This is a genomic window from Ideonella sp. sgz306126 (assembly GCF_056032705.1).
Window position 1 is genome coordinate 756,628 of the sequence record NZ_JBVYWP010000002.1, and the last position, 18,512, is coordinate 775,139.

At 67.5% G+C, this 18,512-nt stretch carries 18 protein-coding genes and 1 tRNA gene; 13 read left to right on the forward strand and 6 right to left on the reverse strand.

Annotation, left to right across the window (positions count from 1 at the left end; all coding sequences use genetic code 11):
• Positions 1-30: 30 nt before the first annotated feature.
• Complete coding sequence (locus tag AC0N04_RS08010) at positions 31-603, forward strand: YbhB/YbcL family Raf kinase inhibitor-like protein (protein ID WP_474280300.1); 573 nt, start codon at positions 31-33, stop codon at positions 601-603.
• A gap of 20 nt (positions 604-623) precedes the next feature.
• On the opposite strand, the gene AC0N04_RS08015 is transcribed toward AC0N04_RS08010, so the two are convergent.
• Positions 624-1,130: an outer membrane protein assembly factor BamE gene (locus AC0N04_RS08015; RefSeq protein WP_474280302.1), complete on the reverse strand. Its 507-nt coding sequence runs from the start codon at positions 1,128-1,130 to the stop codon at positions 624-626.
• Between the two features lie 90 nt (positions 1,131-1,220).
• Here AC0N04_RS08015 and AC0N04_RS08020 point away from each other — a divergent pair, with 90 nt between their 5' ends.
• The 3 genes from AC0N04_RS08020 to AC0N04_RS08030 are packed head-to-tail and all read left to right on the forward strand — an operon-like array spanning position 1,221 to position 3,819.
• Positions 1,221-2,501 (forward strand): glutamate-5-semialdehyde dehydrogenase, encoded by a 1,281-nt coding sequence (locus tag AC0N04_RS08020; protein ID WP_474280304.1) that lies wholly within the window; start codon positions 1,221-1,223, stop codon positions 2,499-2,501.
• A 5-nt stretch (positions 2,502-2,506) separates the two neighbouring features.
• Complete coding sequence (queC, locus tag AC0N04_RS08025; protein ID WP_474280526.1) at positions 2,507-3,247, forward strand: 7-cyano-7-deazaguanine synthase QueC; 741 nt, start codon at positions 2,507-2,509, stop codon at positions 3,245-3,247.
• Positions 3,247-3,819, forward strand: a complete 573-nt coding sequence (locus tag AC0N04_RS08030; RefSeq protein WP_474280306.1) for a LemA family protein — start codon at positions 3,247-3,249, stop codon at positions 3,817-3,819. The genes queC and AC0N04_RS08030 overlap by 1 nt, the downstream gene beginning before the upstream one ends.
• A 12-nt stretch (positions 3,820-3,831) precedes the next feature.
• Here AC0N04_RS08030 and AC0N04_RS08035 read toward each other — a convergent pair whose 3' ends face one another.
• Together AC0N04_RS08035 and folE are read right to left on the reverse strand one after the other, a co-directional pair.
• Positions 3,832-4,257 (reverse strand): BLUF domain-containing protein, encoded by a 426-nt coding sequence (locus tag AC0N04_RS08035; protein WP_474280308.1) that lies wholly within the window; start codon positions 4,255-4,257, stop codon positions 3,832-3,834.
• A gap of 7 nt (positions 4,258-4,264) precedes the next feature.
• Entirely contained in the window at positions 4,265-5,011 is a 747-nt protein-coding gene (gene folE / locus AC0N04_RS08040) for a GTP cyclohydrolase I (RefSeq protein WP_474280310.1), read from the reverse strand.
• Positions 5,012-5,105: 94 nt separating this feature from the next.
• Between folE and rsmB the strand changes: the two genes are divergently transcribed.
• The 7 genes from rsmB to AC0N04_RS08075 all read left to right on the forward strand — a co-directional run bounded on the left by rsmB (position 5,106) and on the right by AC0N04_RS08075 (position 12,937).
• Positions 5,106-6,431 carry a 16S rRNA (cytosine(967)-C(5))-methyltransferase RsmB gene (gene rsmB, locus AC0N04_RS08045; RefSeq protein ID WP_474280312.1) on the forward strand — a complete coding sequence of 442 codons (1,326 nt, stop codon included), beginning with the start codon at positions 5,106-5,108 and terminating at the stop codon, positions 6,429-6,431.
• A gap of 32 nt (positions 6,432-6,463) precedes the next feature.
• A complete protein-coding gene (locus AC0N04_RS08050; protein WP_474280314.1) occupies positions 6,464-7,027 on the forward strand; it encodes a DUF4390 domain-containing protein in 564 nt (187 codons plus the stop codon).
• Between the two features lie 34 nt (positions 7,028-7,061).
• Positions 7,062-9,332, forward strand: a complete 2,271-nt coding sequence (locus AC0N04_RS08055) for a sensor histidine kinase (protein WP_474280316.1) — start codon at positions 7,062-7,064, stop codon at positions 9,330-9,332.
• A gap of 20 nt (positions 9,333-9,352) precedes the next feature.
• On the forward strand, positions 9,353-10,054 hold the full coding sequence (locus AC0N04_RS08060) for a response regulator (RefSeq protein WP_474280318.1): 702 nt from the start codon (positions 9,353-9,355) through the stop codon (positions 10,052-10,054).
• Positions 10,055-10,081: 27 nt separating this feature from the next.
• A tRNA-Phe gene (locus AC0N04_RS08065) sits at positions 10,082-10,157 on the forward strand.
• A 410-nt stretch (positions 10,158-10,567) separates the two neighbouring features.
• A complete protein-coding gene (locus AC0N04_RS08070) occupies positions 10,568-11,932 on the forward strand; it encodes a tyrosine-type recombinase/integrase (RefSeq protein WP_474280319.1) in 1,365 nt (454 codons plus the stop codon).
• 111 nt (positions 11,933-12,043) lie between these two features.
• Positions 12,044-12,937, forward strand: a complete 894-nt coding sequence (locus AC0N04_RS08075; RefSeq protein WP_474280321.1) for a hypothetical protein — start codon at positions 12,044-12,046, stop codon at positions 12,935-12,937.
• 28 nt (positions 12,938-12,965) lie between these two features.
• On the opposite strand, the gene AC0N04_RS08080 is transcribed toward AC0N04_RS08075, so the two are convergent.
• Entirely contained in the window at positions 12,966-13,115 is a 150-nt protein-coding gene (locus AC0N04_RS08080) for a hypothetical protein (RefSeq protein WP_474280323.1), read from the reverse strand.
• 254 nt (positions 13,116-13,369) lie between these two features.
• Positions 13,370-14,020, reverse strand: a complete 651-nt coding sequence (locus AC0N04_RS08085) for a hypothetical protein (RefSeq protein ID WP_474280325.1) — start codon at positions 14,018-14,020, stop codon at positions 13,370-13,372.
• 132 nt (positions 14,021-14,152) lie between these two features.
• Between AC0N04_RS08085 and AC0N04_RS08090 the strand changes: the two genes are divergently transcribed.
• On the forward strand, positions 14,153-15,001 hold the full coding sequence (locus AC0N04_RS08090; RefSeq protein WP_474280327.1) for a hypothetical protein: 849 nt from the start codon (positions 14,153-14,155) through the stop codon (positions 14,999-15,001).
• Between the two features lie 25 nt (positions 15,002-15,026).
• Here AC0N04_RS08090 and AC0N04_RS08095 read toward each other — a convergent pair whose 3' ends face one another.
• Positions 15,027-16,253, reverse strand: coding sequence for a hypothetical protein (locus AC0N04_RS08095; RefSeq protein ID WP_474280329.1), 1,227 nt, complete (start codon positions 16,251-16,253; stop codon positions 15,027-15,029).
• Between the two features lie 306 nt (positions 16,254-16,559).
• Here AC0N04_RS08095 and AC0N04_RS08100 point away from each other — a divergent pair, with 306 nt between their 5' ends.
• Positions 16,560-18,446 (forward strand): hypothetical protein, encoded by a 1,887-nt coding sequence (locus tag AC0N04_RS08100; protein ID WP_474280331.1) that lies wholly within the window; start codon positions 16,560-16,562, stop codon positions 18,444-18,446.
• Positions 18,447-18,512 lie beyond the last annotated feature (66 nt).

Sequence of the window (18,512 nt, forward strand, 5' to 3'; positions counted from 1 at the left end):
GGTGCCATATCATCGACGAAAGGACCTGCGATGCGGCGATTCGAACCGGTCCGGCGGGCGTTGGGCGCCGGCGTGCTGCTGGCGGCGACCCAGGCCGCCTGGGCCACCGGCCTGTTCCAGCTGTCCAGTCCCGGGCTGGCGGCGGGCGGCAGCCTGCCGACGGCCCAGGTCTACAGCGGGCTGGGCTGCGCCGGCGGCAACCTGTCGCCGGCGCTGGCCTGGTCGGGGGCGCCGGCGGGCACGCGCAGTTTCGCGGTCACCGTGTTCGACCCTGACGCCGCGGGCGGCGCCGGCTGGTGGCACTGGCTGGTGTTCAACCTGCCGGGCGGCACCACCGGCCTGGCACAGGGGGCGGGCACGCCGGACGGCCGTGGCCTGCCGGCCGGCAGCGTGCAGAGCAGCACCAACTTCGGCGTGCCGGGATACGGCGGCGCGTGTCCGCCGCGCGGCGACCAGCCGCACCGCTACATCTTCAGCGTCCACGCGATGAAGGTGGAGCAGCTCTACGTGCCGGCCCAGGCCGGTCCGGCCTGGGTCAGCGCGACGATCCGCTCCAACCAGCTCGACGAGGCCAGCTTCGTCGTGACCTACGGCCGGCGCTGAGCGGCCGGTGCCGACACGGCTCAGTGGCCGCTGCTGTCGCCGCGGGGGTCGTCGGTGATGGCGGTGCGGGTGACCGTGCGCGCCGGACCGAAGGTGACGCTGAAGTCCTTCTTCGCCTGGCCGTCCTGGAAGTGCCAGTCCCAGATCTCCTCGTCGGGCCGGGTCGGGAAGCGCCAGACCTTGGCCGGCCGGCCCAGCAGCGTGCGCACCTCTTCCTGGCCCAGGCCGGCCTGCACGCGGGCGAAATTCTCGGGGTTGAGCAACTGGCGCAGCGAGCTCATCTTGCCGTCGGCACCGATCTCGATCGCGTAGTTCGTCCAGCCCTCGGGCTGGCGCGGATAGTCCAGCCGCTTGCTGCCGTCGGCGTGCTCGACGATCTGGGCCGGCTCGCCGAACTGCTGGCGCACGTCGGCCTCGGTCGACCAGCCTTCTTCGAGCTTGGCGGCGCGCTGCTCGTCGCAGCCGCCGAACAGGCCCGCGACCAGCATCAGCGCGGCGGCCAGCAGCGGTGGGGGGCGGTAGGGCATGGGCGTCTCTCCTTCGTGATGACCGCGGAATTGTCTGGCGCGGTCCACCGGGCCGGCACGGCGGCCGGGTGTTTTTGGGACAATCCGTGCATGACGCCACACGACATTCCCGCCTACATGGCCCACCTGGGCGCCCAGGCCCGTGCCGCGGCCACCTGGATGGCCCGCGCCAGCACCCGCGACAAGAACGCGGCGCTGACCGAATTGGCACGCCGGCTGCGCCAGGCCGGCACCCACCTGGCCGAGGCCAATGCGCGCGACATCGCGGCCGCCGAGGCCGCCGGTCTGGCCGCGCCGATGGTCGATCGCCTGCGCCTGACGCCCAAGGTCATCGAGACGGTGGCGCAGGGCTGCGAGCAACTGGCCGCCATGCCCGACCCGGTGGGCGAGATCAGCGGCGTCAAGCGCCAGCCCAGCGGCATCAGCGTGGGTCAGATGCGGGTGCCGCTGGGGGTGTTCGGCATGATCTTCGAGAGCCGCCCGAACGTCACGATCGAAGCCGCCTCGCTGGCGATCAAGAGCGGCAACGCCTGCATCCTGCGCGGCGGTTCGGAGGCGATCCATTCCAACCTCGCGCTGTGGACGCTGGTGCAGCAGGCGCTGGGCGTCGCCGGCCTGCCGCCCGAGGCGGTGCAGATGGTGGAAACCACCGACCGCGCCGCCGTGGGCCGGCTGATCGCGATGCCGGAGTTCGTGGACGTGATCATCCCGCGCGGCGGCAAGGGTCTGATCGAGCGCATCAGCGCCGAGGCCCGGGTGCCGGTGATCAAGCACCTGGACGGCAACTGCCACACCTACGTCGATGCCGAGGTCGATCTCGAACAGGCGCTGGTCGTCACCGACAACGCCAAGACGCAGAAGTACAGCCCCTGCAACGCCACCGAGTCGCTGCTGGTGCATGCTGCCAGCGCGCCGGCCTTCCTGCCGCGCATCGGCGCGATCTTCGCCGCCAAGGGCGTGGAGATGCGCTGCGACGCGGCGAGCAAGGCGCTGCTGGCGGGCGTGCCGGGGGCCCGGCTGGTGGACGCGACCGAGGCCGACTGGTCCGAGGAATACCTGGCGCCGGTGATCAGCATCAAGCGGGTGCAGGACCTGGACGAGGCGATCGCGCACATCAACCGCTATGGCTCTCACCACACCGATGCGATCCTGACCACGAACCACCCGAACGCGATGCGCTTCCTGCGCGAGGTCGATTCGGCCAGCGTGATGGTCAACGCCAGCACGCGCTTCGCCGATGGCTTCGAGTACGGCCTGGGCGCCGAAATCGGCATCAGCACCGACAAGTTCCACGCCCGCGGCCCGGTGGGCCTGGAAGGCCTGACCTCGCTGAAGTGGCTGGTGCTGGGCCAGGGCGAGGTGCGGTCGTGACCGATCTGCCGTCGGCGTGCGCCGGGCTCTGCACGCGCCAGGCCACGGCCCTGGTGCTGTTCTCGGGCGGCCAGGATTCCACGGTCTGCCTGGCCTGGGCGCTCGAGCGCTTTTCGCGCGTCGAGACGCTGGGCTTCGACTACGGCCAGCGCCACCGCATCGAACTCGACTGCCGGCAGACCGTGCGCAGCGAACTGGGGCGGCAGTTCCCGCAGTGGCGCGAGCGCCTGGGCGAGGATCATCTGCTGGACCTGCGCCTGCTGAGCCAGCTCTCGGACACCGCGCTCACCAGCGAGCGCGCGATCGAGATGCAGGCCAACGGCCTGCCCAACACCTTCGTGCCCGGTCGCAACCTGCTGTTCCTGAACACCGCCGCGGCGCTGGCCTACCGGCGAGGCGCCAGCGTGCTGGTGGGCGGCATGTGCGAGACCGACTATTCCGGCTACCCCGATTGCCGCGACAACACGCTCAAGGCGATGCAGGTGGCGCTGAGCCTGGGGCTGGACACGCGGATGACGGTGGAGACGCCGCTGATGTTCCTCGACAAGGCCGACACCTGGGCCCTGTCGCACGCGCTGGGGGGCGACGCGTTGAACGCGCTGATCGCCGAACACACCCACACCTGCTATCTCGGCGAACGCGGCCAGCGCCACCCCTGGGGCTACGGCTGCGGCCACTGCCCGGCCTGCGCGCTGCGCGCAGCCGGCCATGCCGCTTGGCTGGCGCGCGGCCGGACGGCCGGCTGATGGACACGCTCGCGCCGCTGCTGCCCACGCTGTGGCCCTGGCTGGCGCGGGCGGGCGCTGTCGCGCTGGCGGTGTTCTGGATGGTCGGGGCCTACCAGCGTCTGCTGCGCCATCGCGCCGGCCTGACGACGGCCTGGAGCCAGATCGACGAGGTGCTGATCCGCCGCGCCGCGGCGCTGCAGCCGCTGATCGACCTGCTGCGCGAGCCGATGGCGGCCGAGGCCACCACGCTGCAGACGCTGGGCCAGTCGCTGGAGCGCCAGCAGCAGGCCGCCGCGGCGGTGCGGGCGCGGCCGTCAGCGGCGGCGGCACTGCAGGCCTGGGTGGTGGCCGAGGGCGAACTGGCCTCGCCGATGGCGCGCCTGTCGGCGTTGGTGGAGCAGCACGCCGAACTGGCGGGCAGCGACGCCGTCGCGCCGCTGCTGGCGCAGCTCGCCGAACTGGCGCCGCGCCTGTCCTATGCCCGCCAGGCCTTCAACCAGGCCGCCGACGGCTACAACACGGCGATCGACGAATTTCCGACCCGGCTGCTGACGCCGCTGTTCGGCTTCAAGGCGACCGCGCGGGTCTGAGTGCGGGGCGCATCAGCCCTGGCCGACGATCGCCGCGGTGGCGACCAGCTCTTCGAACATCGCCGCCGTGGCGGCCCCCGAGACGGCGTACGGGTCGAGCGTGGCGGTTTCCGAATACTTCAGCAGCACCGCCGGGTTCAGCCGGGTCAGGTTGACCTGGCCCATGGACCAGCCGGCGAAGCGGCGTTCGGCGATCTCTTCGTAGGTCAGCAAGGTCACGTCGGTGTGGCGCGGGTCGGCCGCGATCCGGTGGTACAGCGCGTTGATCGCCGCGCGGCCGCCTTCCAGCACCTGGATGAAGTGGCCGCCGGACCAGCACAGCACGCCGGTGATGCCGGCCTCGGGGTTGCGGGCCTTGGACTGCCGCAGGATCGCGCTCAGCTCCTCGGGGTCGACCGGGCTCGCGGCCCGGCTCGCGTACATCAGGCGAACCAGCATGGAAACCTCAGTTCTTCTTCGACAGCAGCGAGAGGAATTCGCGCCGCAGGTTGGGATCCTTCAGGAAGGCGCCTCGCATCACGCTGTTGGTCATCGCCGAGTCGTTGTCCTTGACGCCGCGCCAGCGCATGCAGAAGTGGTCGGCCTCCATCACGATCGCCAGCCCGTCGGGCTTGACCCGGTCCTGCAGCACGTCGGCCAGCATGATCACGGCCTCTTCCTGGATCTGCGGCCGGGTCATGATCCAGTCGGCGATGCGGGCGTATTTCGACAGGCCGATCAGGTTCGAGTGCTCGTTGGGCAGCACGCCGATCCACAGCTTGCCGATGATCGGGCACATGTGGTGCGAGCAGGCGCTGCGCACCGTGACCGGGCCGACGATCATCAACTCGTTCAGACGCGAGATGTTCGGGAACTCGGTCACGTCGGGCATCGGCTGGTAGCGGCCGCGGAACACCTCCTCGATGAACATCTTGGCCACCCGCTGGGCCGTGTCCTGGGTGTTGTGGTCGCTGTCGGTGTCGATCACCAAGGCCTTGAGCACGTCGGCCATCTTGGCCTGCACCTCGGCCTTGAGCTCGTCGAGTTCGCCGGCGCGAAGGAATTCGGCGATGTTGTCGTTGGCGTGGTACCGGCGGTCGGCGCCCACCAGCCGGTAGCGGATGCGCTCGGACGCCGGCAGCCGCGCCAGGTCGTCCTCGTCGAGGATCAGCGCCGGCGGCGTGCCGCGCGGGTGGGTCGTGTGCTGGGCCATGCCGTGCCTCCTGGCAGCGATGTCTTGGGGTCGCTGCATTGTCGTGGACCGCGGCGATGCCCGCACGGGCAGGGTGGTTAGACTCGGCAGGGTGATGAATCCAGCCACCTCGCCGCCGCTGTCGCGGCTGCTCGAATCCACCGCCGACGCCGTGGCCGCGGTGCGCGCCGGCCGTTCGCTGACCGACGTGCTGGCACAGGTGCCGGCCGCCTTGCGCCCCGGCACCCAGGCGCTGGCCTTCACGGTGCTGCGCCGGCTGGGCAGCGCCAGCGCGGTGCGCGACGTGCTGGCGCCGCGTCCACCGCCGCCGCTGGTGGACGCCTTGCTGGTGACGGCGGTCGCCCTGCTGTGGCCCGACGAGTCGCCGCCCTACACCGACCACACGTTGGTCGACCAGGCCGTGACCGCGGCACGGCGCCGGACACCGGCGGCGTCCGGCTTTCTGAATGCGGTGCTGCGGCGCTTCATCCGCGAACGCGCGGCCCTGGTCGAACAGGCCGGGCGCACCCCGCTGGGCGCCTGGAACCACCCGGCCTGGTGGGTCGAGCGGGTGCGCCGCGACTGGCCCGGCCAATGGCAGCCGCTGCTGACCGAGGCCCAGCGCCATCCGCCGATGGCGCTGCGGGTCAACGCCCGCCGCAGCACGGTCGAGGCCTATCTGGCGCAGCTGCAGGCAGCAGGCCTCGCCGGCCACCCGGTGCCGGGGGTCGCGCAGGCCATCGTGCTGGACGCGCCTTGCCCGGTCGAGCGCTTGCCGGGCTTCGCGCAAGGCGAGGTCTCGGTGCAGGACGTGTCGGCCCAGCGTGCCGCGCCGCTGCTGCTGGGGGGAGGCCTGCCGCCTGGCGCCAAGGTGCTCGATGCCTGCGCGGCACCGGGCGGCAAGACGGCGCACCTGCTGGAGCTGGCGGAGCTGGACCTGCTGGCGCTGGACACCGACCCGCAGCGCCTGCAGCGGGTGACCGACACCTTGCAGCGACTGGGGCTGCACGCGCGCACCCGGGTGGCCGACGCCCGGCAGACCCGCGACTGGTGGGACGGCGAGCCCTTCGACGCGATCTTGCTCGACGCGCCCTGCAGCGCGTCGGGCATCGTGCGCCGCCACCCGGACATCCGCTGGCTGCGCCGGCCCGAGGACATCGGCGCGCTGGTCCAGATCCAGGCGGCGCTGCTCGATGCGTTGTGGCCGCTGCTCAAGCCCGGTGGGCGGCTGCTCTACGCCACCTGCTCGATCTTCAAGGCCGAGGGGGCGCAGCAGATCGACGCGTTTTTGCAACGGCAAGGCTCGGATCGGGTCCGTCTGGACCCGGACTCCCCCGGTCATCTGCTGCCGGTGGCCGACAATCCCCAGACCTTGCCCGAGGCCCCGCTGGCCGACGGCTTCTATTACGCCTTGTTGCACCAGCCCGACCCTCGGACGTGAGCCGTTTCGCCCTGCCGTTTCCAAGCCTGCTCGTGGGACGTCCGTTGCATCGGGTGCGGCGGGCGCTGCTGTGCCTGGCCGCGGTGGCGGGCCTGCTGACGGGCGCGCTGGCGCGGGCCCAGGGCATCGAGTTGCCGTTGCTGGACGTGACGCGGCAGGAGGGCGGCCTGGTGCTCGACTTCACGGTGCGCCCGATCCTGAGCCGGGCGGTGGAGGACGCGATGCAGCGCGGCGTGCCGCTGTATTTCGTCGCCCAGGCCAATGTCTACCGGCCCCGCTGGTATTGGCGCGACGACCGGGTGGCCAGCGCCACCCGCACCTGGCGCATCTCGTACCAGCCGCTGACCTCGTCGTGGCGGGTCAGCCTGGGCGCGCTGAGCCAGACGGCCGCGAGCGCGCAGGAAGCCCTGGCGGTGGCCACCCGTGCGCTGCACTGGAAGATCGCCGACGCCGCCGACATCGAGCCGGGCGAGCACTACTACGTCGACTTCAGCTACCGGCTCGACAGCAACCAGCTACCCCGGCCGATGCAGCTCGACCTCGCCGCCCAGTCCGACTGGCGGCTGTCGGTCGAGCGCACGCTGAAGGTCGAGTGACGCCCGCGCGCCGCGCCCCGGACGGCCTGCCCCGATGAGACCCTCGACCCGCTGGGCGATCGCGCTGCTGGCCGCCATCGGCCTGGGGCTGGTGCTGGTGTTCGTGGTGCTGCTGCTGGCGCAGGCGCCCGAGAACTACGAGCGGCTGTTCGTCTGGCTGTTCTGGGTCAACGTGGTCGTCGCCAGCCTGCTGGCCCTGGTGCTGGTGGTGGCCGCGGTGCGCCTGGCGCTGCGGCTGCGCAGCGGCAAGTTCGGCAGCCGGCTGTTGCTGAAGCTGGCCGGCATCTTCGCGCTGGTCGGTGTGCTGCCCGGCGCGCTGATCTACACCGTCAGCTACCAGTTCGTCTCGCGCAGCATCGACGCCTGGTTCGACACCCGCGTCGACACCGCGCTCAGCGCCGGCCTGGCGCTGGGCAAGGGCACGCTCGACGCGCTGGCGGCCGACCTGGTCCAGAAGACCCGCAACGCCGCGGACCGCCTCAGCGACACCCGCCTCGCCCCCGATTCGCTGGCGCTCGAACGGTTGCGCGAGCAGCTCGGGGTGCAGGAGACGGCCATCGTCGGCAGCAACGGCCTGGTGCTGCTCGCCGCCAACACCGGGGCTTCGCTCGCCCTCGACCGGCCGCCGGCCTCGCTGCTGCGGCAGGCCCGCCAGTTGCCCGGCGCCAGCCAGTTCGAGGGGTTGGAGGAAGACGACGCCAGCCCCGGCGCGGCCCCGGCGCGGCTGCGCGCCATGGTGCGCGTGCCCAGTGCCAGCTTCTCGCTGACCAGCGGCGAGGAGCGTTTCCTGATGGTGGTGCAGGCCCTGCCGCGGGCGCTCACCAGCAACGCGCTGATCGTGCAGGCCGCGTACCGCGAATACCAGGCCCGCAGCCTCGCCCGCGACGGCCTGCGTCGCATGTACATCGGCACCCTGACCCTGTCGCTGGTGCTGGCCGTCTTCGGCGCGGTGCTGCTGGCCATCGTGCTCGGCAACCAGCTCGCGCGGCCGCTGCTGCTGCTGGCCGAGGGCATGCGCCAGGTGGCCGCCGGCGACCTGGGCGCCAAACCGGTGTTCGCGTCGCGCGACGAGCTCGGCGGCCTGACCCGCAGCTTCGCCGCGATGACCGAGCAGCTGGGCACCGCGCGCTCGCAGGTCGAGCGCAGCGTGCGGCAGCTGGAGAGCGCCCGCACCCGCCTGCAGACCATCCTCGACAACCTGACTGCCGGCGTGATCATGTTCGACCGCCAGCGCCGCATCGACACCGTCAACCCCGGCGCGACGCGCATCCTGCGCGCGCCGCTGTCGGCCTGGGTCGGGCGCGAGCTGACCGAGGTGCCGGGGCTCGCCGATTTCGCGCAGGCCGTGTGGCAGCGCTTCGACCTGCACCAGACCAGCCCCGAAGCCGGCGAGCGCGACCACTGGCAGGACGCGTTCGACCTGCGGGTGGGCGACCGCGAGGACACGCTGACGCTGCTCGTGCGCGGCGCCATGCTGCCCGGCCAGGCGCGCCTGATGGTGTTCGACGACATCACGGAAGTGGTCTCGGCCCAGCGCTCGGCGGCCTGGAGCGAGGTGGCACGGCGGCTGGCGCATGAGATCAAGAACCCGCTCACACCGATCCAGCTCTCGGCCGAACGCCTGCAACACAAGCTCGAAGCCAAGCTGGCCGAGCCGAGCGACCAGGCGATGCTGGTGCGCTCGGTGGCCACCATCGTCAACCAGGTCCAGGCGATGAAGCAGCTCGTCAACGAGTTCCGCGATTACGCCCGCCTGCCCGCTGCGACGATGCAGGCGATCGACCTCAACGCGCTGGTGGCCGAGGTGCTGGCGCTCTACGGCAACGAGCAGGACCGCGGCCGGCTCGGTGCCCATTGCGCGCCGGCCTTGCCGCTGATCCGCGGCGACGCCACGCAGTTGCGCCAGGTGATCCACAACCTGGTCCAGAACGCGCTGGACGCCGTGGCGAGCCGCGAGGATGGCCGCGTCTTCGTGCTGACCGAGGTGGCGCAGCACGAGGACGGGCGGCCCCGCGTGGTGCGCCTGAAAGTGACGGACAATGGGCCCGGCTTTGCCGACAAGGTGCTCAAGCGGGCGTTCGAGCCCTACGTGACCACCAAGAGCAAAGGCACCGGATTGGGACTGGCGGTGGTGAAAAAAATAGCCGACGAACACGGCGCACGCGTGCGCATCGTCAACCTCCCCGTTGAGCCGGAGGGCGACGGGGCACGGGGAGGCGCGCAGGTTTCGTTATCATTTTCGAGCTTCGCAGAACAGGGCAGTGCCGGCCTCGCCGCTGGCGGCACGCCCCCCGGTGGCGCCTGACAGTTGCAACACGGAACGCCATGGCAACGATACTTGTAGTCGACGACGAAATGGGCATTCGGGCCCTGCTGTCGGAAATCCTGACCGATGAAGGGCACTCGATCGAACTGGCCGAGAACGCCGCGCAGGCCCGCGCGGCCCGCGATCGCCTGCGGCCCGATCTGGTGCTGCTCGACATCTGGATGCCCGATGTCGACGGCATCACGCTGCTCAAGGAGTGGGGCGCCACCGGCCTGCTGAACATGCCGGTCATCATGATGAGCGGTCACGGCACGATCGACACCGCCGTCGAAGCCACCAAATACGGCGCCATCGCCTTCCTCGAAAAGCCGATCACGCTGCAGAAGCTGTTGCGCGCCGTCGAACAAGGCCTGGCCCGTGCGCCTTCCCGCGCCCCGGCCGCCGGCGGTTCCGTGCCTGCCAACGGGTTTCGCGCCGACGCGGTGCTGACCGTCGAAGCCGCGATGACCGGCGGCCTGGGCCTGCCGGTGATGCAGGTCGACCTGGGGCCGCAGGCCGAACAGAGCTTCGACCTGGACCGCCCGCTGCGCGAAGCGCGCGACGCCTTCGAGAAGAGCTACTTCGAGTTCCATCTCGCCCGCGAAAACGGCTCGATGACCCGCGTCGCCGAGAAGACTGGCCTGGAGCGCACCCATCTTTACCGCAAGCTCAAGCAACTCGGTGTCGACCTTTCCCGCAACAAGCGCGGCGGCATGGCCTGACACCGTGCTATAGTCTCTGGCTTCGTTGGCCTGGTAGCTCAGTTGGTAGAGCAGCGGATTGAAAATCCGCGTGTCGGTGGTTCGATTCCGCCCCAGGCCACCAGAAATTCCCTAAGTGTGACAAGCGCTTAGCAATGACGGCGGCCTCACAGAGGTCGCCGTTTTGCGTTTTAAACGCCCGTTTCTGGCGGTGTTCTGGCAGTCGCGACAGGATTCGCTTGCGCGCGAGCGTCATCGGCTGCGCGGCACTGCGGGTTCCTGCGCCCTGCTACGAACGAGACCGCCGCTCGGGCACGAGACCGCGGTGACCCCGGGGCGTGAATCAAGTCACGCTGGTGCGAGGGGAAGTGCGAGGAAGTGGCCCAAAGGCTAAAAAATCGCGCCCCTGATTCCTAGACGCAACTCCTAGTCATCGGAGTTGTTTCATGAGGTCAGTTGTTTCCCGTCCCGTTCGCCGCGTCCCGCGCCGCCCGTCCGCCGCCATCGTTGCCATCCCGGCCGTGGAGGTGTCCCATGGCTAAGGCCGCCAAACCCTATAAAGAGGGCTCGGGCTGGTCCCTGCGCCGGCGCGTGTTCGGCCAGGACCTGTTCGTGTCGGGCCGCGCCACCGGCGCAGCCGCCAAGAAGGACATGGACAAGCTCGTCGAAAACCTCGCCGCGCGCGGCAAACCCAAGGGCTTCGGCCCCCGCCGTACGACCCTCGGGCAGGCCCTGCAGGACATGGGCCTGGAGCGCCTGCCGTTCATGAAGGGGGCGAAGCAGGAAGCCAACCGGTTCAACCGGTACCTGCGGGCAGCGGGTCTCGCCACGCTCAAGGTCAAGCCTTGGGAACCGGCCGGCGCCGAACAAGCCGGGCCCGCCGGGGTCGACAAGAACGGCAAAGGTCAGTTCTTCGTGGTCGAGCTCGAGGCGCCGGTGGCCAAGCGGGCCATTCCGCGCGGGCTCGCGTCGCACCGCAGCGAGTTGGAAGTCCAGACGGCCCAGGCCGAAGCCCTTCGCGAAGAGTTGGCCCGCATGACGTTCGCCGACGTCCAGCCCTACCACGTGCAGGCGTTCCTGGACGCCACCCGCAAGGCGTCGCGCAAGCCCGCGACGCTTCAGCTCGAGCGGGCAGTCCTTCGAGGACTGTTCAACCACGCCAGAAAGGTCTGGTGCTGGAGCGAACCGTACGGCAACCCCGCGGTGGGCCTGAAGCTTCCTCAGGTGAACAACAACCGCGAGCGCGTCATGTCGGCAGACGAGGAGCGCCGCCTGGATGCGGCCATCCAGGACTGCCACAACCGGCTGGTGGGACCCACTCTGACGCTGCTGACTGAGTCCGCCATGCGCAGCTCCGAGGCTTTGCAGCACGCGCGCTGGGGGGATGTCGATTGGGACGCCAAGGAGCTCCGGCTGCGTGACTCGAAGACCGACAGCCGCGACGTGCCCCTGTCGCCCAAGGCCATTGAGGCCTTGCGAGAGCTCGAGCAACTCAACCCGGGGGGCCCCGATGACCGCATCGTCAGCATGAGCTACGAAGCGCTGAAGGCAGCTTGGATTCGGGCGTGCAAGCGGGCCGGCATCACGGACCTGCATGTCCACGACCTGCGGCACACGTCGGCCACGCGCATGGCCTTGAAGTCCGGTAATGTGTTCATCGTCCAGAAGCTCACAGGGCACAAGACCCTGTCGCAGCTGGAGCGCTACGTTAACGTCAAGGCCAGCGATGTCGTCAAGCTGATGCATGCGCCCGAACCCGCGCCGGTCGCTGCGCAGGCCTCAGTTGAGGCCACGGCAGGACAGGGTGCGCCAGGACCCGTGCAGCCCCAGGCGCTGCAAGCCGTGGATGTCGTCGGCAACCTCGTCCGCGTGAACTTCGGCAAGCGGCGGGTGGCATGAGGCGCCGAGCCTGGTGGAAACGCAGCGGATACTGCAGGGGCCACACCTTGACGGCCGAGGCCCCGTCGGCACATCCGCCAGAAGAACACCAAAAGAACATCAGAAGAACAAATGATTGGATTCGACCCAAACACCGGACTTGCCTACGAGGGCCTGAGCAACCATGGCCACGGGCTCTGGCCGGCACCGCTCGTGATGCGGGCCACCTTCGTGGACGGGCCGGACGATTGGGGCCAGGTGCCCGGCAGTGGTGACCTGCGCGACGCCGCTTGCATCTTCCGGGAAGACTACTTCGACCCGGTAACGCGTGTTCGGCGTGGACGTTTCTACGACATTGCGGGCATCCGGTCGCAACCCGACATGTGGTGGGTGCACAAGCACCCGGTGCTGCCGGAAGACGTCGGCGCGCGCAATCACGCGGGACTGTTCAGCAAGCAGCTGCTGACCTTCACGCCGATGCGCAGTGTGGGTCAGCGCCTCGGTTCTTCGGTGGAACTCGTCGTGGTCTTCGGCGCGCGGCCGGCCGTGACGGTCTGGAGCGTCGTGTCCGTCGAGCGCGCCGGCAGCGACGAAGACGTGGTCACGCTGCGAGCCCGCTTGAATTTTGGGTACCTGCCGGATTTGCGGCCTGACGCCGTTCCGCAGGCCGCGCGCGAGCGCGTCACGGCGGCAGTCGGCAAGGTCGTCGACGCCGCGCACCGGCAAAGCGGGATTGCCTTGGTGGACCTGTGCCGCGATGCGACCACGGTGGTGCTGTCGGAATACCTGGTGGCCGAGGGTCAACCACGAACGCTGCTCGAAAAGGATTTAGGCGCCGTGGTGTCGGCGCTGCCCGAGCAAGCCAGGCTCCAGCGCAGTGCGGCCGACATCATCCGGCTGCTGCACCCCCGCGGAAAGTCCAACGAGCAGGTCCGACTCGGCGTCCGGGGCGTGACCGAAGCCGACGGCATCTTCGCCCTCGAGGCGCTCGGGTTCCTGCTGCGCGACATCGGCTGGGCGCAGTAGCTAGTGCCCCGCCGCCGCTCGTGTCGCGTCAGCGTGGGCGCCAGGCCTCCTGGGTGCCGAACATCCGGGTCATCCACGTCGTGATGGCCGCGTCGCTCCAGTAGACATACTTGCCCATGCGCACCGGTGGCGGAAACGTCCCGGCCTTGACCATTCCTTCGAGGGTTCGCAGGGACATGGACAGTCGTTCGCAGACCTCGGACTTCTTGAACAGGGTGGGAGAGATAGGGGACGCGGGGGACGACATGCGGTGACCTCAAAATGCAGTTGCTGATGCATTCGTCTAAGCGCCGATGTTTAGCCTTCTGCGGCTCCGAGCCGTCGCGGCCCCCGGATGCGGCCCTGGCTGCGGCCGCATGACAAGAAAAGAGGGGCACGGCTGACGCCGCGCCCCTCAGGTGATTGAAGAAGGCTGGTGGTTATGGTCCTGGGTCAGTGAAGCGGCGCCCCGCCTTCGCCTTGCCCGTTGTCGCTGGCGGTGCCAAACGCCGCATCGACTTCCCGCTCCGACGGCGCGCCCGCGAGGATGACCACCACGTCATCGACCGATTGCCCCTCGATGAGACTGGGCCGAAAGCGCGGATTGCACGTCAAGGCCGTCAGCTGCACCGCGGGCGCGAGACCCTCCTGCGAGCGCGTAGCGCCCTCGATGTGCCGCAGCAGCGACTGCGGCTCACTCAGTTCCAGCGGCACGCTCATCACCGCGCATTGCTTTGTGTTCTCGATGGCGAAGAGCAGGGTGAAAAGCCCCTGTTTGACGGCGTCAGACAAGAATGCTTTGACCAAGGGGTCACTCAGTTGCATGACGCATCGCAGCTGCGCATTGGCGCACTGCATCGTGGCGAGCAGCAGTGTGTCCCGACGGTCCAGTGTGGGATAGACCGCGTAGTGGGGCGCCAGCGGCCGGGTGGGGTCGAGCTTCTCGACCAACCAGTTCGGCACCGATGCCTCGACCGCGTAGCTCGCGACCGGCGGGTGTTGCTTCGCGCGCCGGAGTTCGGAGCGCAGCTGGTCGGGTGTGAGGATGCCGCCCAAACGGGCATTGCGAAGAAATTGCGTTGCCTCGTTGGCATCGAAATGCATCTGCATAAAGTCCTTTGAAAATGGCCTCGGGACTTCGTATAGGCAGCTAAAACGACCGCCTGAATTTCTCGGCACACTTGCCAATGTCGGACTCGCGCAATTCGCCGCTGAACCGACGACGAGACTCGACACATGGATGACAAGGCGAAGCCGTCCACTTACATGTACAAGCTCTTCCGGGTGAAGCTGGGAGATGGTCGCGTCACGACCGTCTCTCTCGACCCGAAGCTGCTCACGCGCGCAGAAGCGGCAATGGGTGGCGCGAAGCCGCTGAACGCATGGATACGCCAGACCGCCTTGTCGTACACGCCGGACCAGGGCCAGCGGCCGAGCGCTTTCGTGGCCCAGCGGCTGGAAGCCGAGCTGGACCAGAATTCGACTGTTGCGAGTGATAAGCGGGCTACTCGCGCGAGCCCGACACCGGCCAAGTCAAGGCCGGCCAAGCTCGCGGCGACAGACGACTTCAGCCGGGAGTTCCATCATCTGCTTGGGCGGCTGGCACATGCCCACGCCAGACTTGACTTCAATGTCGGCCTGCAGCTGAGCTGGCTCGGGCCTCATCTCCAAGTGAAGGTTCATCACCTCCTGGACGCCAGGAAGGTGATGTTTGCTAGGCGCCTGGGCATGCTGAAGGACCTGGTATTCGAGCTGTTCGAGAACGCCGGCGAGGCGGCTCTCGACGAGTTCAGGCAGTGGTTCGAAGCGGCCGATGCAATGAAGGCCTTGCGCAACGACTACGTTCATGGCCGATGGGGGGTGCCCGGGAAACTGGTCGAAGGTCAGCCGATGTTGGCTTTCGTGCCGCTGACCTGGGACATGACTCCCGACCAGCCTGACAAGTCCATCTACATGACGCTGAGTGAGTTCGGCAGCCAAGTTGCCAAGATGGAGGCGCTGGCCCACGAGTACTTCCGCTTGGAGCGCAAGCATCTCGCATATGCCAAGCCGGCGAAGGTGACACCGACGGTTGCTCGCCCCTGATGTGGGCTGCACAGCTCGCGCCGCATCAGCTCTTCCCCTTCTTCTTGGTGGACGGGTCGTAGTAGATGCTGTCCAAGAGTGCAGCCCGGTTGTCCCAGATGCGCCCAGTCAGTGCACCTCTCGGTCTCGCCGCCAACCACCACGGGCTGCTCTGCATCGGCACGACGACACGGCTCCAGTAGTTGCCCAGGTTCAGCGTGGTTGGGGCCGTCCCGAAGGCGGCGCAGATGCCGTTGCGATTTGCATCGGTCACTCCGACGAAGAAGTCAGGACGCTTCATTGCCAAGAGGCGGGTTGCCGTTGGCACGCCACCCATGTGCGATTTGCCTTGGAAGGCCCTGCTAAAGGCCATTGCGAAGGCGTTGAACTGTTCCTCGGAAACGTCACCTTCAGCTGGAATATGGTCCAGAGCCTCCGAAAGTCGCGCCGGCGACTCGATGACCAGATTCTTGAAGTCGCCCTGCCCGAACATCGTCCCGAACCAGGGCCACTCCAGGCCATCCAATCGCGGCTCCTTACTGCCGTACGTGCCGGCAACAGCCCTCCGCTCAAACAGTGACATGGCGGCAAAAGAAGCGTGCTCTGAAAACAGGGCGGCCGCTCGTTCGAGGATGGCCAGGCGCCCATCAAGGTTGTGATGGCCATCGCCCTTCACGTGCTCGACAAACTTGGCCCACGACAGCGCCAGCGGTGATGTCTTCGCGCCGGGACGAGGCTTCTTCAGTCGATGGAACTTGTCCAGGGCGCCGCGCCTTGCCTTGTTCAGGCGGTACTGGGCCTCATAGGGGAACAAGAAGTTGTCTTCGTCGATGGCCTCAGCCGAATGCCAGCTTGCCTTGACGAAGCTTGCCAGGCCAGAGAGCACCTCGTCGCCGGCCTCGCCCTCCAGCAGCACGCTGACCTCGATGTTCTTGCCGCCAAACGCGCCGCCGGTCAGGTTGTGGCTCCCGACGACTGCGCTCAAGCCCGTCGGCGATTCGAACAGATAGACCTTCGGATGGAACAGGCGACCGTCAGGGGGCATGCAGCGTGCGCCCTTGTACGGCATGAAGGCCCGCAAGACCGTCGGGTCGGTTTGATACATGTGTGTACCGATGACCACCTTCCCGAGCTTTGGATGGGCCGCCAGCATGGCGTCAACCACCGGGTTGGCTCCCGCCCAAGCCACCGCGACGTCGAACCGGATGCACTCCCGAACAAGGCGGGCGACCGCTCGGGTCGCCTGTCCTTCGGTCAGCACGCTCACTTCCATCGTCGCTCCCTCACATGGCTTTGGCGGCGCCGCTACTGCTCCCGCCGAAAGAAGTCTGTCGACCGAGAAATATAAAGACGCTGACTACACGCAGGGCGAAGTGATTTTTCGCCCGTCCCTTGTAGTTGCGAACCCTGCGATTTGACTACCTGCATCGGCACCTCCCGTGAACCAAAAGGGTGGGGCAATTCGATGAGAAAAAGTGTAGACAAATCAACGTCTTACGAGATTTGCAGGTATTTTCGTCCGTCGCCTATACCTGCTTCGCAGGCGGCGGATTCCAAGGTGCGGGCTCGGAGAAGAGCCATGTCGGCCAAGCCCACCACCTACCAAGACCTCCTCGGCATTCAGGAGCGTCTCGTCCAACAGGGCGCCTTGAAGGCGCAAACCGCGGCCAACCGCGCGTCGACGCTTCGGGCATTCCTGAAGCTCAACAACCTTGACCTCGACGACCCGGTTGGACACGAGTTTCGCGCGTCGTTCAACGCCCACTGCCAAGCCTTCGCCGAACATCTGGCGGAGCAAGGTAAGCAGTCTCGCAACGTCAGCAATTCGCTGTCGACCCTACGCCCATGGCGCGAGTTCGTTGTCGCCCTGGATACCGAGCGGGCCATCGCCGGCGACAACCTGCCGCCGTTCAATCAGGCGTTTCGCTCGGTGCTGAAGGACTACCCCGTCGACAGGCTGGCTCGGCAGCTCACCATCCCTCGAGACATGCTCTATGGATGGCTAAAAGGGAAGAAGCCTCGTCTTAGCAACGCCCGACACATCTTCCGCATCGAGAAGTTCTTTGGCGTCCCGGAGGGCGAACTGGCCGTCTTGGCAGGGTTCTCGGGCACTACCCGCATTCCGAAGACGACCGGTGAATCCGTCACAGTCGGCTACCGAGACAGTCTGGCGGAGCGTACGTCGCAGCACTACTTCTTCAAGCCAGAGCCTGGGTCTGCTCTGCGGAGGCAGTGGCACGACTTCGCCCGCTACAAGACTGACTGGGAGCCAGTACTGAACCGCAGCGACAGTGCCGTTTGGCGAACGGCACCTTTCGAGTTTCGTCGCGAGACCCCGACCGCGTGGGCGCAGTACCTAGACGGTGTTGAGATTCCATCGGCCAAGTTCGCTTGGTCAAAGACTGCGGCCTACCTTGGTTGGTTGAACCTCCCCAAGGACCAAGGTGGGGCCGGGTTACCCGCGGATGAGCTAAACACCATGGCGTGGTTTGCCGTTCGGGAGCATGTCGAAGCCTATGTACGATGGATGGTCAAACGCAATGGCAACAGGTTCAACGGGTCCACGTTTGAGTTTTTTTCGTTGGCAATGTCAGTGCTGCGCGTCGGCACTGGCTACCTACAGCAACAGCCGGAGTTTCTGGAGACGCTGCCGCAGAAGTACGCCGGAGCAGATTGGGACGAAATGTGCCGGGACACATTCGCGCTGCTCAAGGGCCTTTCCACTCGGCACAGAAAGTCTCGCAAGCAGACCCGCGACCCAAAGGAACCGATGCGCCACATTCTCGACTTGGAGAATCCGCTGGACATGGTCGCGGACATGGTTCAGCGGATGCGCGCCGACCGCCCGTTGGGCGGCTCTCCTTGGCGCGAGGCAGTATGGGCGCGCGACCTTGCACTCATCAAAGTGCTGGTGTCAAACCCGCTGCGCCTTCGCAATATCGCGACGCTCACGTGGCGGGCCGACAACAATGGGCAACTCTACCAACGGCCTGACGGGTCTTGGTGGATTCGCATCGACCGGGACCATTTCAAGAATGTTCGCGGCGCAGCCGGCGAGAGCGAGTACGACATGCCGATTCAGGAGATGGCTTGGGGAGACCTTGAGCGGTACCTCAAAGTCTTTCGTCCGCGCTTGCTGGCAGGGGATACGGACTTTGTGTTCACTGCTGCGCGACACGGCTCGTGCCCCCATGACACTACAAAGCCGTGGACGCATTTGTCGGAGCGCGTTGTTCAGCTGACCAAGAAGTACTTGTGGCGTTGCCCTGGCATCGGAACTCATGCGTTCAGACACCTTGTCGCCACAGCCATCATCAAGGCATCGAAGCTCTCAGATTTCAAGACGGCGGCTCTCGTCTTGAACGACCGCATGAGCACCGTCGAGAAGAACTACGCGCACCTGCGCTCGTCTGAAGGGGCGAACCGCATGTCTGAGTTGCTGGGCCCGACTTTCAGGCGCATGTGAGGCACGTGCGGCGGCGCTGAAACGTGCCGCGGCAAAGTGGGGCGCTGTGCGAAACTGCCGAACAGC